The organism is Planomonospora parontospora, assembly GCA_014647935.1.
GTDB lineage: Bacteria > Actinomycetota > Actinomycetes > Streptosporangiales > Streptosporangiaceae > Planomonospora > Planomonospora parontospora.
This window is the reverse complement of sequence record BMQD01000015.1, coordinates 200,893-216,975: the sequence shown is the minus strand read 5'-3', so window position 1 is coordinate 216,975 and position 16,083 is coordinate 200,893. Positions and strand designations below refer to the sequence as shown.

General features: G+C 72.6%; 12 protein-coding genes. 2 read left to right on the top strand and 10 right to left on the bottom strand.

All coding sequences use genetic code 11. The features are described from left to right. Positions 1–11: 11 nt before the first annotated feature. From IEZ07_RS23465 to IEZ07_RS23420, 10 genes are all read right to left on the bottom strand, one after another. Positions 12–1,316 carry an AMP-binding protein gene (locus IEZ07_RS23465; protein WP_239320926.1) on the bottom strand — a complete coding sequence of 435 codons (1,305 nt, stop codon included), beginning with the start codon at positions 1,314–1,316 and terminating at the stop codon, positions 12–14. After that, on the bottom strand, positions 1,292–2,644 hold the full coding sequence (locus IEZ07_RS23460) for a cytochrome P450 (protein WP_191896697.1): 1,353 nt from the start codon (positions 2,642–2,644) through the stop codon (positions 1,292–1,294). The genes IEZ07_RS23465 and IEZ07_RS23460 overlap by 25 nt, the downstream gene beginning before the upstream one ends. Then, positions 2,622–4,598, bottom strand: coding sequence for a TOMM precursor leader peptide-binding protein (locus IEZ07_RS23455; protein WP_191896696.1), 1,977 nt, complete (start codon positions 4,596–4,598; stop codon positions 2,622–2,624). The genes IEZ07_RS23460 and IEZ07_RS23455 overlap by 23 nt, the downstream gene beginning before the upstream one ends. Next, the gene (locus tag IEZ07_RS23450; RefSeq protein WP_191896695.1) at positions 4,595–6,346 is read right to left on the bottom strand and encodes a hypothetical protein; all 1,752 of its coding nucleotides are present in this window, start codon (positions 6,344–6,346) and stop codon (positions 4,595–4,597) included. The genes IEZ07_RS23455 and IEZ07_RS23450 overlap by 4 nt, the downstream gene beginning before the upstream one ends. Continuing rightward, the gene (locus tag IEZ07_RS23445) at positions 6,343–8,031 is read right to left on the bottom strand and encodes a SagB family peptide dehydrogenase (protein WP_191896694.1); all 1,689 of its coding nucleotides are present in this window, start codon (positions 8,029–8,031) and stop codon (positions 6,343–6,345) included. Before IEZ07_RS23445 ends, IEZ07_RS23450 begins: the two co-directional genes overlap by 4 nt. Further along, complete coding sequence (locus IEZ07_RS23440; protein ID WP_191896693.1) at positions 8,028–9,131, bottom strand: lantibiotic dehydratase C-terminal domain-containing protein; 1,104 nt, start codon at positions 9,129–9,131, stop codon at positions 8,028–8,030. Before IEZ07_RS23440 ends, IEZ07_RS23445 begins: the two co-directional genes overlap by 4 nt. Positions 9,132–9,142: 11 nt before the next feature. Next, complete coding sequence (locus IEZ07_RS23435; protein WP_191896692.1) at positions 9,143–10,141, bottom strand: lantibiotic dehydratase C-terminal domain-containing protein; 999 nt, start codon at positions 10,139–10,141, stop codon at positions 9,143–9,145. Next, complete coding sequence (locus IEZ07_RS23430; RefSeq protein ID WP_191896691.1) at positions 10,138–12,786, bottom strand: lantibiotic dehydratase; 2,649 nt, start codon at positions 12,784–12,786, stop codon at positions 10,138–10,140. The genes IEZ07_RS23435 and IEZ07_RS23430 overlap by 4 nt, the downstream gene beginning before the upstream one ends. After that, on the bottom strand, positions 12,779–13,603 hold the full coding sequence (locus IEZ07_RS23425; protein ID WP_275413873.1) for an alpha/beta fold hydrolase: 825 nt from the start codon (positions 13,601–13,603) through the stop codon (positions 12,779–12,781). The genes IEZ07_RS23430 and IEZ07_RS23425 overlap by 8 nt, the downstream gene beginning before the upstream one ends. A gap of 330 nt (positions 13,604–13,933) precedes the next feature. After that, positions 13,934–14,113, bottom strand: coding sequence for a thiocillin/thiostrepton family thiazolyl peptide (locus IEZ07_RS23420; RefSeq protein ID WP_068900607.1), 180 nt, complete (start codon positions 14,111–14,113; stop codon positions 13,934–13,936). Between the two features lie 442 nt (positions 14,114–14,555). Between IEZ07_RS23420 and IEZ07_RS23415 the strand changes: the two genes are divergently transcribed. Next, a complete protein-coding gene (locus IEZ07_RS23415; RefSeq protein WP_275413872.1) occupies positions 14,556–15,101 on the top strand; it encodes a DUF2867 domain-containing protein in 546 nt (181 codons plus the stop codon). 118 nt (positions 15,102–15,219) lie between these two features. Continuing rightward, the gene (locus tag IEZ07_RS23410; protein ID WP_191896688.1) at positions 15,220–16,062 is read left to right on the top strand and encodes an SAM-dependent methyltransferase; all 843 of its coding nucleotides are present in this window, start codon (positions 15,220–15,222) and stop codon (positions 16,060–16,062) included. Positions 16,063–16,083: the final 21 nt, after the last annotated feature.

Here is a 16,083-nt window from a genome sequence, read left to right as displayed (position 1 = left end):
TCACGCTCCTTTCAACGCAGCACCTTGCCGCGCTCGTCGTACGCGGACTCCTCGGTGTGGCGGCGGACCACCCGGTGCGGGGTCACGGGCGTGGGAAGCCGCAGGCAGGCGTCACGGACCTGCGCCTCGGTGACGTCACCGACCGCGACGACGGTGATCCGGTCGAGCGGTCCGGAGCGGTCGACCGAGACCGAAGCGTCCACGACGCCTTCCAGGGCGCGGACGGCGGCCGTGATCTCTCGCGGGTACACGCTCACGCCGTCGACCTTGACCAGGTCGTCCGCGCGGCCTTCGAGTACGTAGCCGCCGTCGCCGGAACGGCGGGCGAGGTCGCCGGTGCTGACCGAACCGTCCCGCCGGGCCGTCAGGCGGCCTCCGGTCACGGCGAACCGGGTGTCGGGTCCCCGCGTCCACAGCGTGCCGACCCCGTCGGGGCCGGCGTCCTCCAGCCACACCGGCTTACCCGGCAGCGGCCGTCCGACGTGGCCGTCGCCGCGCACCTCGCGGCTGACGGTGAGCAGTCCCGTCTCGGTGGAGCCGAGCATGGTCAGGAACGTGCTCGCGGGGAACCCCTCGGTGATGCGCTCGGCCCGGTCAGGGGTGAGCCCCCCTCCGGCCGGCACGAAGCAGGTCCCGCGGAACGTCCGCCGCGCAGCCGCCGTGCGCGCGCCCAGAACGGCGATCGCCGGTGGCGCCAGGCAGATCCCCGGCCGGCCGGCGAGTTCGGGGACGGCCGTCTGCCATCGGCTCGGCCGGAACAGGACGAGATCGCGGCCGAGCCACATGGCCGGCGCGACCACCATGTAGAAGGCGGCGGCGAAGTCGATCGCGGAGCAGGTGGCGAACACCTCGGCCGAGGCGTACTCGGGCATGCCCCCGACGTACAGCTCCACCGCTTCGGCCATCGAGTGCGGCCTGCCGAACAGCAGCTTCGGCCGGCCCGTGGTACCCGACGTGGCGGTCGCGTAGGTGGGTCCGTCGACGTGCGGGGGCGGGGCGGCCTGGGGTCCGGCCGGCACCGGTTCCGCCCCGCCCGTGGTCCCCGGCCCCGGTGCGGACCAGGTCGCGGGATCGCCGAGCACCCAGCGCGGAGAGCGGTCCATGAGGCCGAGTGCGAGGAGCCCGACGACGGTGTGCTCACCGCCGCCCGGAGGGATCACCCATCCGTACGGGGCCGGGGGAAGCCCGGCCGCGAGCGTGCGGGCCCGGTCCACCAGCGAGGACCAGGTGAAGCGTCCGCGTTCGGTCACCACGGCCGCAGCGGACGTGCGCAGCGCCGGCTCGGCGGCCTTCAGCCATGCTCCGAAGTCGCCCATCTCACCCACTCCCCGATGGTCGTCAGTTCCCGCGGGTCCTCGGGTCCGGCCATGCCGCGCTCGGCCAGCACGACGAGCGCCACCTCGCGTTCCAGCGAGGTCAGCGGCCGGTCGGCGTCGTGTTCGTCGAGGGCCTCGCACAGCGCCCGGGTCAGCCCGTCCCGGTCCGTCCTCGGCGGGGGGCACACCACGCGGAGCCGGCGCGGCATGGCGAACCGGATGTGCCGGACCCGTTCCACCTCCTCACCGGCCAGGGCGGCGTCCGGCGCCGCGCGGTGCAGCGCTCCGAAGAGCTCCAGCGCCTGTATGCGGGCGAGCCGGGCGCCGAGGCAGCGGTACGCGCCCCAGCCGAAGGAGAACAGCGCCCGCCCGGCCACCGGATCGTCGTCCAGCCGGTTGGCGTCCGCGACCCTGACCGAGACCACCTGCCCCCGGCGGAACTCGTGCCCGTCGACGGTGAACGGTTCGCGGACGACGCGTTCCAGGGTTTTGAGCGGCGGTTCCTCGCGCAGCGCGTCGTCGAGCAGTGCGTCCCGACGCCCGGGGTCGGCGAGTGCTCCCGGTGTGCCGAGGATGCGCACCGCCGCGTTCCCCAGCATCCCGGCGACCGTCTCCAGCGATGCCTGCACGAGCATCACGGCGTTCGCCTCGATGTCGGCGTCGCAGAGGTTCCCGATCGCCCCGGCGTTCCACTCACCGAGCACGGATCCGGGCGGGGCGGCCGGCCGCGCGGCGGCGAGGGTCTCGCGGATGCGGGCCAGTGCGGCGTGGCCCGCGCGGACCGCCTCCTCCGGATCCTTGAGCCGGGCGGCGTACGCGACGAGCGCGACCTGCTGACTGAGCTTGTGCAGACGCCGGTAGTCGTCGTCGGTGACGCCGACGAGCCGGGCGCCCACCCGTACCGCGTACGGGAACGCCACCGCGGTCATGAACTCACCGCCTCCGGCGCCGGCGAACGGGCGCACGACCTGTTCGGCCGCACTCCCCATGAAGGGGGTGACGGCCTTGACCGCGTCCGCGTCGAAGAACCCGCCGAACGCCTTGCGCAGCTCCGCGTGCCGGGCGGGTCCGGCCTGCAGCATGATCCGTTCGGCGAAGGACGTGAGCTCCTGCGCGAGCGGACGCGCCTGGCCGGGCAGCCTCGCGGCGAGGTCCGCCATCACCGGACCCGGTTCCAGGACGCCGAGCCGGTCGCCGGTGAGCAGCCGGACCGCCAGGTGCCGGTCGGCGACCAGCCAGCCCAGACCGTTGGGCAGACCGCTCAAGCCGTCCGGGAGGGCCGTCCCCGCGGCGGATGCGCCCGCGTCAGGGGAACGGGTGTGGCTCATGCCGTACCTCCTCGCTGGAAAGTCCGTACCGGCTCATGCCGTTCCTGGCCCGGAAGGCGTTGAGCGTCTCCACCGGCGGCGGCCGCCGGTGGCGGTGCCCGAACGTCATCGGCACCGTCCCGGGCACGACCGCCTTGACACAGCGCAGTCCCAGGCGCTCCAGCTCGCCGGTGGTGTGGTCGACGACGAGGACCTCGTGCCCCTGGCGCTCCGCCGCCGCGAGCATCGCCGCCAGGTCGGCCGCGATGTCACCGACCGGTTCGTGGAGGGCTGCGACGGGCGGGGGTTCCGGGAAGACCTCGTCGAGGAGGAAGGAGAACCGCCGGCGGGCCCCGGGCAGGGCGCCGGCGAGAGCGTGGTCCTCCATCCGCCGCACGAGGTCCGGGTCCTCCAGCGCCCGCTCCAGTTCCGCGCGGCGCGGCCGGTAGCCGGCCGTGATCGCGGGTGCGCACGCGGCCATCTCGTGTGCGGCCCCGATGAGGGCCCGCTCCCTCGTCAACGCCGAACCGGCCGTGACGAGCGTCGCGGGCCGTTCCGGATCATCCGACGTCGACACGAGGAGGACCACCGGCACGTCGAACACGCCGACCGCCCAGAACGCCCTGAGATCGCGTCCGGTGCGGTGGCGTACGGCGTGCACGGCCCGCCCGGCCGCGTCCGGCAGCGCGGCGAGATCGATTTCGGGCAGCGGGGTCTGCGAATACCAGGCGCACAGGAAGGCGTCCCGTTCGGCGACCTCCAGCAGCGCCGCCATCAGGGCCTCCTCCGTGCCGGACCCCAGGGCGCAGCCGTTGGAGTTCTCGTAGACGAACCGCGGGCCGGTCTCGGGGCGTTCGGCCGCGCCGTAGTAGGCGACGTGGAACGGCACCAGCGTGCGGCGGCCGGTGCGGGCGGAGTACGCCTCGGCCCATCCCGTGGGGGTCTCCGGGGTGAACGGGGTGTAGGGGAACCCGGGGGTGCGGTAGGCCTCGCCGGGGTGCAGGAGGAGGAGCCGCGGGTCGACCGCCTCGTCGAGGTCCGCGAACGCCGCGAAGACCGCGGGGGCGCGGCCTCCGCAGTGCCATCCGGCGTAGCGCTCCAGCCCTTCCAGCACCGCCGCGGGCCGCGCCGTCGCGTAGTCCTCGGCGCGTCCGATCGCGATCTCCTCGAATCCCCAGGCCGTCGGCACCCGCACCTGTACCGAGGGGAGGGCGGTGCCGTCCCCGACGCTGGGGGACCGGACGATCCCCGACCAGGAGTCGAGGTACTCCTCCTCCAGTCGTCCGGCGTACCGGGAGGCGGGGAACCGCCGTGACGACCCCGTCTCCGTCGCGGGCAGCGGGCCGGTCAGGTCGGGGACGGGCGGGGGAGGCGGCCGCCGGTTGCCGGTGCAGTGCGGTGAGGCGCACATCGCATGGGCGATCACCGGATGCCAGTCGCCGCTCAGCCCGCCGGATCCGACGGCGAAGGCGGCCTCGGCGCTTCGCGCCCGCCCGCCGCCGGCGAGGCGTTCCGCCTCATCGCGCACGATCGCGGCGGTGAGGCGCTCCGCCCCGGGCGGCAGCCAGCCGCCCCAGCCGCCCCGCCGAGCGGACAGGCGCCGCAGGTCCGCCGGGCCCACCTGGACGCCTCGGGGCTGCCCGTCCACCGCCCGCACCCGCAGCGCCAGGCAGTGCGGGCATCCCGGTCGGCCGGGGAGCATCGCCGGGCCGATCACCACCCGGCCCCGCAGCCCGTACACCGGCAGCACCGGGCCCTCCGTCCGCGGAAGGCGAGAGAGGTCGGCATCCCAGTCCATGTCGACCACGACGAGCGGGCGGCCGTCCCCGGCTCCGTCCAGGCCGTTCCCGGCCCCGTCCAGGCCGTCGGCGGTGCGGACGTCGAGGACGTCCCCCACCAGCCGCCGCAACCGCGCCACCAGGATGTCCGAAGTGGTGCCCGAAGCGTGGCGCCCCTGCGCCGCCGTCCCCCTCACCTGCCTGCTCCGGGAGCCAGGACGACCCCTGTCAGCCGACCGGAGACCAAGGGCGGCAACGCGGCGACGGACCAACTCAGGCCGAGCGCGGCGGCGACGTCCCGGACGGTCCCCTCCTCGGGGACCGCTCCCGTCCAAGCCGGTACGGCATGCGCGCCGTCATCCGGCCCGAACTGCTCCAGCGCCAGCGCGGCCATCAGGGCGCGCTCCTGCGCCTGCGCGGGATCGAAACCGGTGCGCATCACGTCGCGATCGGTCCAGGCCCGCCACAGGCCGCTCGGATGGCGTTCGCTCCGCAGCGCGTGGTCGGTCCCGGCCAGTCCGGCGAGCCCGCGCGCCCGCTCCGAGAGGACGGTCCGGTCTGTCGCGGGCACGCCCTCCGGCGCCGTGTCGCCCAGTCCCGTGCCGCCCGGCGCCGTGTCGCCCGGCCCCGTACCGGCCAGTCCCGTGTCGGCCCAGCGGAGCAGGGCCCGGGCGAGCGCCTCACCGCTCTCACGGCCCGCTCCCACGACGGTGCCCTCCGCCGCGGGGAGCGCCGACTCGACCGCGATGAGCGCGGCCTCGGCCCGGGCGTCGGACATCGTCTCCGCCACGACGACCGGGCCGCTGCCCGAACCGACCGGCTCGGTGCGCCCGGGAGGGTTGCACCGCACCCGCAGCGCCGTGAGCGGGGACTGCGGCAGCTGCTCCGGCGCGCAGGACAGCAACGGGCCGAAGCACCGCGCGCCGAAGACGGATTCGGGGAACGCCGTCCTGCGGGGAGGCCGCGGGGGGATCCCGGGATGTGCCGAGCCGGCGTGGACTCCGTGGCCGGGGCAGCCGGGGTCCGGATCGATCTCCGTACGCCAGATGCTGAGCCGGGTCAGATCGACCACCACGCCCTCGCCCAGAACCGAGTCGTCGCGCGCGGCGACATGCCGGAACAGCTCCTGCGCGATCACGGCGGCGGCCACCGACACCGGAACGTGCCCGAGACGGTCCGCCGGAGGCAGGTCCACGGCCTGGTGTGCGAGCCGCCGCCAGGCGCAGCGCACGCACGCGTGCCCCGAGCGCGGCACCTGGCCTTTCAGCAGCAGTGCCTGACCCCGGACGAGTCCTGCCCAGGCAGCGCCGTCCGTCGACTCGGCGCGGGCCAGGAACCGCCAGGCGTCGTCCTCGGCCCCCGCGGGGAACAGCCCGACGAGGGTCCGGCCGCGGAGGCCGGCCTCCGCGCCGGACAGGTGCACCGGAACCGCCCGGTGTGCCAGGTCGTCCGCGAGTTCCCTCAGGTCCGTGTCCGCGGCCGCGTCCGGCATCGCGATGTCACCGAAACCGGTCTCCATCAGCGCCGCGGCGAGCGGCCCGGCCCGGTCGGCGGGGCCGACCACCGCCAGCGGGTGCGCCCGGACGCGTCCGAGGCCCGCCGCGGGATCGACGGTGAAGTGCCGCAGGAACTCGACCTGCTGGGGGAAGGCGCCGACGAGCGGCGAGTCCTCCGGTACGTCCTCGGCGGGACTCCGGAGCAGCACCCTGCGCTGCTCCAGCGTCCGCAGCAGCGTGCCCACGAAATCCGCCTGGTCCGGGCGGAGGGCACGGAGGAGCTCGTCGGGCACGACGCCGCGGTCCAGGAGAGGGGCGAGCTTCTCCACCCAGGTCGCGACCGTCTTCCCGATCAGGGTGAACGAGCCGTCCGTGGTGCGGATCCACACCCCCTCCGGCACCGGGACGTAGTAGGCGTCGGTACGCAGGCGCAGCGGGGTGCCGGTCATCTCCCACCTCCGGTACGCGCCGCCCCGGCGGACGGGTTCAGGCTGTTCTCCAGGTACAGGCCCCGCCGGTAACCGCCCACGGCGACCAGCAGCAGGGACGTCAGGCGCCGGCGGGCCAGCCCGATCGCGTCGTCGAGCAGACCGCTGACGAAGCCCAGCACCGGGTGGGCGGACATGCCGTCGCGGGCCGCGCACACCGAGAGCCGCTGGGCGAGGACTCCCGCCAGGAGGTGCTGCACGCGGTAGGCGACCGGGCCTCCGGCGCCGCGGTGCGGTTCGGCCGCGCCGACCATGACGGCGACCAGCGGGGCCTGCCCGACGTTCATGTAGTTCGCGAACATGCTCCGCTGGACCAGGGGCCCGAAGTCCCCCTCGGCGAGACGGGAGAGCCGCCTGCCGTCCCGATCCGGCAGATAGGCTCCCGCGGGTACTCCCGGCACGGACCGGACGAGCAGCACGCAGCGGGGATGGGACAGGCGGTTCTCGTTCCCCGGGACGTCGCAGTCCATCGGGGCGAGGGTCTCGGTCAGCCACCCGGACAGGACGCCGAGGGCGATCGGCGTGCCGCGGAGCTGCTCTCCCAGCGCCGACCGCGTCCAGGACTCGGCCGCGGAGAGCGGCTGCGCGGGTACGGCGGGCAGCTCGACCCCCGGGTCCCCCTCCGGTGTCTCCAGCGCGACGGGAGGGAGATCGATCGGCCGTCCGGGCCGGCCGGCCGCCAGGCAGGCGGCGTGCATGCGGCGGGTGCCGGTGTCCGGGCCGGGGGCTGTGGAGGCGCCCAGCCAGCGCGGCCGGTCGGCCGCGAGCGCTCCGGCGGCGTCCGCGGAAGCCCGCCGCGGCCCGCGGCCGGTGCCCCCCACGGCGACGTCGAGCACGGCCGGGGCGGCCTCCTCCTCGGAGTCCAGCCCCAGAAGGCCCAGCAGCAGCCGCTCGTCGGTGCTGAAGGTCACCCTGCAGGCCAGGCCCATGGAGCGGGCGCAGAGCGCGAACTGGCCGACGACCGCTCCGGTGTCCATCGCGCCGAGCCGGTAGGAGAAGTCCCCGTACTTGAAGTAGTTCTTCCAGAGCGGCTGCGTGAGGACGACGCGGACGGCTCCCCGAGGGGGAGCGAGCCCCGCGGGAGGCGACCCCGTGGACAGCACCGCCAGCGCGTGGCGTACCGCGTCGTAGTGGTACAGCCCGGCGTCCAGGCCGTCAGTCCCCTCGATGCCCTCGATGCCCTCAGTGCCCTCGGTGGCCAGGTAGCACTCGGCCGGGTAGGTGACCCCTCCGGAGGGTACGGCCCGGCGGAGCTGGTAGTGGGGGTTGCGGTGGACCGGCGTCGGTTCTTCGGGACTGCTCTTGGCGATCCCCTCGGGATACCACCGCACTCCGGTCACCCCGTAGGCGGCCTGGAGCAGCCCGCCGAGCCGCGCCGCCGGACTCGCGGCCGCGACCGCCCGCGCCGCGGCCGTGCCGCCGGCCGCGGCGGCGCGCGACAGCGGGGGGAGATCGATCCGGGGCAGATCGGCGTACCAGCGGAAGGGACTGGGGATGCTCCTCCAGTCGATCTGCCAGTGCTCCGGGTGGACCTGCGCGTAACCGCCGCGGAGCCTGTGCACGAAGGCGTCCACCTGCGCGGCGTCGAACGGTTCGGCCCGCGGCGTGCCGCCGGACGGCGGGGCGCCGGTGTCGAGGGCCGTCATCCGGCGACCTCGGTCTCCGGGTGGACCGATCGGATCATCTCCGCCGCGTCGAGGCCGAACTCCTCCTCGAACGCGCGGGAGATCAGGTAGAAGAGCGTGTAGCGGTCGGCGAGCAGGAAGCCCAACCGGAACAGGTGCCAGTTCGTGTACGCCTGGGCCAGCCGGGAGGCGAGGAACCGCCGGTCCTCGCGGATCATGCCCTGGTAGAACTTGTTGTCGGCGATGGCGCGGTGGATACCGGCGACGGGTGGTTCGGGAAGGTCCGCGAGCCACTCGACCTGCGGCCGGCGGTACAGGCCGTCGGGCGACGGGACGAGTTTGGCGTTCTCCGCCTTCCGCGGGGTGGCGTAGAGATGGAACCTGCCCTCGTCGAATCCCTGCTGGATGGCCGGGAGGTACCCGCGCAGCCGTACCACCCACTCGCGGGCCGTCTCCGGCAGATCGGCCAGGTCGCCCTCGGGGTCCCGCATGGCCTCGATCAGCTCGCGGAGCCGGGGCCGGAGCACGTCCCGGTTCTTCTCGTACCGCTGGGCGTGCTTGGCCCGGGTGCCCTCCGGATCCCGGATCAGCAGCATGTAGCCCTCGAACGTCGCCAGGTAGGAGAGGTAGCCGGCCTTGTGGCCGAACTTCGCGATGGGCGGAGGCAGCCGGGGGGCGAGCAGCACACCGGTGCAGACGAGCAGGTCGAAGGAGGCGGCGAGGCGGAGCGTCCGGTCGCCGCGGGTGGCGCGCAGGGTGTGCAGGGCGAGCGGCGTGGTCTCGGTCCAGAAGGATTCGGCCAGCCCCAGTCCCGCACCGCCGCCGAGCCAGTCGTGTTCCTTGTTGTACGGCTGGTGTTCGAACAGGTTCTCGTGCTGGACGGATCCCAGGCGCTCCAGGATGCGCGCTTTGAGACGGCGTTCCACCGACGGGCTCCCGGTCGCGAAGCGCAGCCGGAGAAAGGGCCGGTTCCCGTGGTTCTCGCGGAGGTAGAACCACGACGCCGTCTCGCCGAGTTCCACGGACTCGTCGAGCGCGGGTGCGATCACGTCAAGGAGGAGGTCTTCCTGCACCGACCACGGAACGTTGACGGTGAGGTCTTTCCGGTCATCAGTCGACATGGGGCTTCCTGTCATGAGCGGGCGGCACCGGGCTGCGCCGGGATGGACTGCGTCTGCTCCCGCGCCGCTCGGTGGGCCAGGTAGGCGACGAAGCACTCGCCCTGCGGACGGACGTTCATCCTGTTGCTGGTCGTGTGCAGGTACTGGCTGGTCAGTGTCGCCAGGGCGACCAGGGGCGGCGCCGATCGGTCGACCTCGGCCGGCCAGGTGCGCCCCGCCTCCACGAGCGGGCGCAGGCGTTCGATCGCCGTGGCGAGCACGTGCTCCCACCGCTCGCCGATCCCCTTGCCGAGGGGTCTTCCCGCGTCCAGGTCCTCGATCAGCGACGTGTAGGTGCTGCGCTGGAGCCGGTACTGCTCGTCCCAGGCGGCCAGAAGCCGTTCGTCGGCCACGTAGCCGGACCAGCGCTCGTGGTAGGAGCGCAGGAAGACGAGCCGGTCCTCTTCGCCGAGGCCCAGCGCCCGCGAGGCCAGCAGCAGCATCTGGAGGGACACCCCCAGGCGCGTCCGGTCGTTGCGGACCAGCCGGAGCACCTGCCCCGCCAGCAGCGAACTGGCGTGGAAGACGTCCTCGGCGATCTCCATGCCCTCCGCTCCTCCGTACTTGGCCAGTTCGGGCTCGTATCGGATCCAGCGGACCGTGTTCGGCGGCTCGGGTGTGCGCAGTTCCTCGTCGGAGGCGGTTCCGTGCTCCAGTTCGCTGAGGTGGTGAAGCGCCTCCCGCAGCCGCACCGGGTCGGTGTCGGCGGGGCCCGGAGCACGCCGTAGATGATCGCGGATCCTGCGCTCGACCTCGCTGCGGACCCCGTCGCGGTGCTCCGGCCGCACCTCCAGCCGGAGCCGGACGTGCGGGCCGCGTTCCCAGTGGCGCAGGTAGAAGTGGCGTCGCACGCGTCCGTCCTGGCGCAGCCCGTCGACCATGGGCAGGAGGAGGTCCGTCAGCAGCGGATCCGTGTCGCCGTGGTAGAAGACATGGCAGGACAACCAAACCGTGCCGATCGTCGTGCTCACCGGTCCTCCTCGGTCGTCTCGATCACGAACTCCTGGGTGAAGCGGTCGCCGTGCTCCCGCGGGACCTCGTCGACCGTCGGCAGGCATTCCTGGAACGTCATGTGGCCCTGGCCGCGGCGCAGCGTGCGCTGCCAGGCGCGGACGCTGGTGACGCTGGTGAAGTCGACGAAGGTGGGCTTGCGCTCGGCGGAGGTCGGGAACCTGGCGAGCGTCCTGGTCCAGGTGTGCTGCTCCTCCTCCGACATGGGGACCAGCGGATCGGGCAGGGTGAATCCCCGGTAGAAGACGCGCTCCGGCAGCCCCAGGGAGTCCCGCCACCGCCGTACCTCCCGGAAGGAGGAGGCGCCGCTCCGGTCGGCGGGGTCCGGAAGCAGCTGCGCGGGCACCTTCCAGGTGCGGCGGGCCAGGATCAGGCTCCCCGACCGGACGCGCGGATACCGGCGCACCCCGTCCGAGGGGCCGCGGCGCTGGTCGACCCTGTCCCACCACGCGAGGTTGGCCATGCCGCCGAGACTGAAGAAGCCGAGGAACTGGTAGAACCGGGGGGCGAGCTCGTTGAGCAGGAAGTTCAGCGGTACGAACCGCATCGGGCGGCCGTCCCTGCCGTTGCGGAGCAGGAGCCGCCCCGAGCCCGCGTCGACCTCGGCCCAGCAGTCCTCCAGGGAGATCCCGCGGCCGCCGTCCCACTCCTCGGGGGTGGAGCAGGGGTAGCGCAGGTGGGCGCCCAGGAGCGGGGGATGGACGTTGGCGTTGATGCCGAGGACGGCTGAGAGGTCGGTGAGGGGCGCCGATTCGAGGTCGCCGCCGCCGATCTCCCGCTTGACCAGCTCGGTGAACCCCTGGTCGCCGACCGCGGCGTAGGCGGGCAGGAACCTCGAGATGGCGCGTCCGAAGCCGATCGCGCCCCCGTTGACGACCAGCAGGTCCTCCCCGGCTGACGTGTGGTGCTGGACGTGCCAGCTCACCCTGGGCCATCGGGGGATCCAGGGCGGGAGATCCTCGGCGATCTCCGCCGCGCGCCGCGGGTCGACGACCGATTCGACGCCGTCGCCGGCGTCGGCCAGGTCGAACACCGAGTTCTGCAGGTCCCGGAGCCGCGCCGGCACCGGGGCGGAGAGGTCGGTGAGCCGCTGCGCGATCAGCTCCTGCAGTTTGGCGGAGGAGAGCGCCGTGAACAGGGAGAGGAGGCGGTGGGGGCCGGGCCCGAACGCCTCCCGGACCAGGTCGGCGATGATCGTCCGTACGTGGGCGCCGTCGTCGAAGATCGGAAGCAGCCGGTGCCAGTGCGACAGCGCCGGCAGGTGCCGCCGCCATCGGTGACCGTCCTGCGGCTGGGGGGCGGCCACCACGGTGTCCTCGTAGATGAGCGTTCTGGCCGCTTCGATCGGTGGCGTGGGGACGCCGCACAGGTCGGCGAGGTCGGTGACATGCCGCTGGATCCGGGCGATGAGTTCCTGCCGTCGGTCTATGCCGGCTTTCTCGAACGCGGACTCGGCGGCGGCCAGCCCGGTCGCGCACTCCCGGAGCCGGGGTTCGCAGTCCGGAGGGAGCAGTTCGGTCAGCCGCGTGATCGGATGGGCGGCCTGCTCGCCCACGCCCAGGTCGCGGGCCAGGACACCCCGCTCGATGAGTGCGTCCAGCCGGGACCGGGCCGATCGGGTGCTCTCCCCGGGAAGCGCGGCGAACCTCGCCAGCAGCTCCCGCTCGGGGACGGGGACGTCCGCCTGCACCGTGAGGAGTTCCGCGACGGCGGGATCGGGCGGAACGCGGACCAGCCGCTCCCTGGCGGCGGGTTCGTGGGTGCCGTCACGGCCCCGGACCAGGAAGACGACGCCCTTGTCCGAGGAACCCGCGACGGGAGCCCGGCGCAGGACGGCGGCGGAGCGGAGGCCGGGATGGTCCGCGAGGCAGCGCTCGACCCAGTTCACGAGCTGGCGGGGAAGGCGGCAGACCGAGCGGTGCGCGACCGTGCCGGGCAGGGGGGGAGCCTGTCCGGACGCGCTCCGGTCCTCGAAGACGATCGGGTGGGTGTGAACCAGCCTCCCGAAGGGAGACGGTTTGAGCGCGCTCCGTGCCACCAGGTTGACCAGGGTCGACTCGGTCGCCCGGGCACGCTTGTCGCGGGCGTTCCCGGCGGCCACGGCGTCGGCGTAGCGATCCATGTTGTGCAGCAGGCCGTCGGCGCTCAGCTGGGCTCCCGCCCTCAGGGAGCCGTCGCGCACCAGGGAGGCGAGCACCCGTTGCTCCGCGTCGAGGGCGGCTCCGTACTCGTCCTCCAGCCGGCGGACCAGGTCGTCGCGGAGGGCGGCCAGCGCACCCAGTTCCGCGGCGCCGGGCACGGCCGGCATGCCGGGGCGGTGGAGGACCGCCTCGATCTCGGCCGCGGGCACGTCCGCCGCGCGGTGCAGCCGCCGTCTCAGCGCGAGGACTTCCCGGCGCTGGAAACGGTCGCCCAGCAGCGGGACCACGGCGGTGAGCCCGTCGGCCACCTGCGGGGCCCGGTCCCGCCAGTCGCGTCGCAGGTCGGCGAGCTCATCGCAGAGGCGGGCCAGCTTGGGGGCGGAGAGCCGGGTCACCACGCTGACCGGTTGCGAGCAGACGCGCGCGATGCCGTATCCGGCGATGCCGATCCCTGGATCAGACACGGGCGTCCTCCTCGACGGACGCGTCGGTGGACGATCTCCGGGCCGCGGCGCGCCGCCGCTCGTGAAAGACGGTGCACTCGGTGTCGATGCGGTCGGAGAAGTCCTCGACGGCTGCGGTGAACATCCGCGGTGCGTCCACCGGTACGACGTGTCCGGCTCCGGCGATCACGGTCACGTCGGCGCCCGAAGCCGCCGCCGGCTCGATCGCTCTGCGCTCGTTCTGCAGCAGCGCGCCGTTGACCAGCTGGAGGGGGGCGTCGAATCGCCGGAGATCGTCGAGGCCGGGCAGGCTCAGGCAGCCGTCGGCGAGTTCGTCGAAGGTGGCGGTGAGCAGGTCCTCCCACTTCCGGCCGTGCAGATCGGCGAAATGGTCGCGGGCCCGCCGCTGGCGGGCCGCCAGGCCGGTGAAGCCCTGCAGCCAGCGGGTCAGCATGTCGGGGGAGACCAGGAAGGAGTATCCCGCCATGACGACTCCGGCCACCGCGCCCGGTTCGTTCCGCGCGGCATGAAACGCCACGGCGGCGCCCAGATAGGAGAGTCCCACGACGACGGGGGGTTCCGACTGATCGGTAATGGACTTTCTGACGCGGGAAATCGCTGAAGCGGCCGGATGCTCGGGAACTCCCGGTTCGGCCCCGTGTCCGGGAAGCCGCACTTCCACGACCGGGCGGCTCCACCATCGCCGGCATCCCGCATAGTGAACATCCTCGGTGCCCATGAGACCGTGGACCAGAATTATGGTTCGCACGCGTCGATACCAATCCTTCCTTCGTAAGGGAAGACCGAATAGCCGGATGCGGATGGCCGGAGTGCGCATAAAAAAATGGCATGACGATTTATCGCTTATCAGGCGATGCCGGCGGTCGTCGCGTCGGCCCGATCGCTCTGCGGGCCGTCACCGGCGGCCCCATCGGCTTTCGACGCGCACACCGGATGCCGGAATGCCGCAGCGGGGCCGCCGGTACACATGCCTTCAGGTCAGGCATACTGTGCTTGCGGGAAGTGTCCGACGGCCGGTGTCGGCCGGCCGGGAGAAATCGGATCACGCACCGCGCAGGCGCGGGGCCGACCGGGCCGGACGCCGGACCTGCCCGATTAGCGCGGGCAGGTCCGGACGGCGAGGCTCGCCCCCGCGCCTGCTGCTACCTCAGGAGCTGCAGCTGCAGGTGCAGATGCAGGTGGTGCAGGAAGCCGAGGAGACCATCGTCACGGTCAGGTCGGCCGTGTCGAGCAGGGTCTCGTCGATGTAGTCGCTGATCTCCAGCATGTCGACGTCCAGGCCGGTCAGGCTCTCGACTCCGATGCTCTGGCTGGTGGCAGTGCTCATACCCTTACCTCACCCTTTCGGTGACTGTGGCCGCGCCTGTCGCGCCCACACCTGTTCTGACCGCGCGAATGCGGGTCCGCGTCCGGTGACGAACGACAGCGGACTTGGGTCCAGAAAATGAATTCTGATCGGTCCAGGGATTAATGGGATTCGTACTCCCGCTGCTCCGTGAGCCGGCTGGTACCCGTTGTTCCTTGAATCAACTGAGCGCCTATCACCCGGACTTTTCGACCATACGCACACGCGCCGGAGATCTTCAATAGCGAATCGAGTGTGACATGGATCACACGGCCATGTCTTGCGCCGATCGGAGATTCTGCGGGATTGTCCCAGCAGCTGGACATTGACTACAGATCTGGCAGAGGTTGACCTACAGTGTCGACTGCATCCCGAATCGGGCACGTGGCCGCCGGCCGCGCATTGGATTTAAACGGGGTTCCACATGGAAATAAGAACATGTCCCATTCCGGGGGACTCTGCTCTCGCGCGTTTCCGCGACGCCGGAGAGTACACGCACGCGGAGGCGGCGAAAGCCGCGATACCGCCGGGCGGGGGAGTCGGCGCCCGCGAGCTCGCCCGATCGGCCATGGAGCAGCCGAGCATGACCCCGGAACGGGCCTTCTGGCTGGTCGACCTGTGGATCCGAATGCAGGGGGTGCTGCTCCGCCCCTTGGGGGTCAGACCCAACACGATGCGCAGCGGGCGGGAGCAGCCGCTGCCCGAGCAGGGAGGCAGGCTCGGCCCCTACGAGGTGTTCGAGGCGGACGGCCACGAGGTGTTCCTCGGTGACACGGACAAGCTCCTGGACCATCGGATGTCCTTCATCGTCGCCGGCGACACGGCGTTCATCGGTGTCGTGCTCCGTACGAGGAACCAGGCCGGTGACGCCTACTGGAACCAGCTCCGCCACAACCAGACCCGGATTCTGCACGAGTCCCTCCGGCGCGGGCTGACCAAGGCCCTGGAGGCGGCCGGGCACAGGGCGTGAACGTCTCCGGAACGGTGACCGGCCGGGCGCGCCCCGGCCCCGCCTCCGCCGACGGGAGCGGACACGAGAAAGAGCGCGATGTCGAGCCTGACCGAAACCGGACACGAGAAAGAGCGCGATGTCGAGCCTGACCGAAACCGGACACTGGATCGCATGCGCGAGAGCCTGCGAGTCGCTCAGACCCGACCGGATGTTCGAGGACCCGGTCGCGGTCGAGTTCATCCGGCGCACCGAACCGGAACTGTACGAGGAACTCCGGACCAGACCGGCCGCCCGCTTCGACGTCCTCGCGCTGCGGACCAAGTTCTTCGACGACTACCTGATCCGCACCGCGGCCTCCGGCACCCTCCGGCAGGTCGTCATCCTGGCCGCGGGCATGGACGGACGCGCGTTCCGGCTGCCGTGGCGTCCGGACACCGTCCTCTACGAACTGGACCTGCCCGAGGCCGTCGAGCAGAAGACGGAGTTCCTCGCCCGGCACCGTCCGGCCGCCGAACGGTGCCGCCGCGTCCCCGTCGCCGCAGACCTCACCGCTGATTGGCCCAGGGAACTCCTGCGCGCGGGATTCTCCTCCGCGCTCCCCACGGCATGGCTGGTCGAAGGCGTCCTCTACTACCTCGGCGAGCAGCAGGCCGACACCGTCGTCGGCCAGATCACCGAGCTGTCCGCACCAGGCAGCGCCTTGGGCCTGGAGCAGGTGAACACCGACCTCTACCACGCCCCGTGGATGCAGGACTGGCTGCAGAAGATGCGCGACGAAGGGCGCCCCTGGCGGTCCGGGGTGAACGACCCCGAGTCCTGGCTGGCCGGCTGGGGCTGGCGTGCCGCCGTATTCGAACCGTGCGATCTGCCGGAGTCGGCGGGACGCATGATCCCCAGGACACCGCCGCGCGGGACGCCGGGGGCCGCACGCACCTGGCTCGTATCCGCTGAGCTCCTCGACACCCCCACAGCATCTTGACACCCCACGGACGGAGAGCCG

Coding starts and splice junctions, on each gene's coding strand:
- IEZ07_RS23465 (WP_239320926.1), bottom strand. CDS start 1,316: ATGGGCGACTTCGGAGCATGGCTGAAGGCCGCCGAGCCGGCGCTGCGC.
- IEZ07_RS23460 (WP_191896697.1), bottom strand. CDS start 2,644: ATGAGCCACACCCGTTCCCCTGACGCGGGCGCATCCGCCGCGGGGACG.
- IEZ07_RS23450 (WP_191896695.1), bottom strand. CDS start 6,346: ATGACCGGCACCCCGCTGCGCCTGCGTACCGACGCCTACTACGTCCCG.
- IEZ07_RS23445 (WP_191896694.1), bottom strand. CDS start 8,031: ATGACGGCCCTCGACACCGGCGCCCCGCCGTCCGGCGGCACGCCGCGG.
- IEZ07_RS23440 (WP_191896693.1), bottom strand. CDS start 9,131: ATGTCGACTGATGACCGGAAAGACCTCACCGTCAACGTTCCGTGGTCG.
- IEZ07_RS23425 (WP_275413873.1), bottom strand. CDS start 13,603: ATGCGCACTCCGGCCATCCGCATCCGGCTATTCGGTCTTCCCTTACGA.
- IEZ07_RS23420 (WP_068900607.1), bottom strand. CDS start 14,113: ATGAGCACTGCCACCAGCCAGAGCATCGGAGTCGAGAGCCTGACCGGC.
- IEZ07_RS23415 (WP_275413872.1), top strand. CDS start 14,556: ATGGAAATAAGAACATGTCCCATTCCGGGGGACTCTGCTCTCGCGCGT.
- IEZ07_RS23410 (WP_191896688.1), top strand. CDS start 15,220: ATGTCGAGCCTGACCGAAACCGGACACTGGATCGCATGCGCGAGAGCC.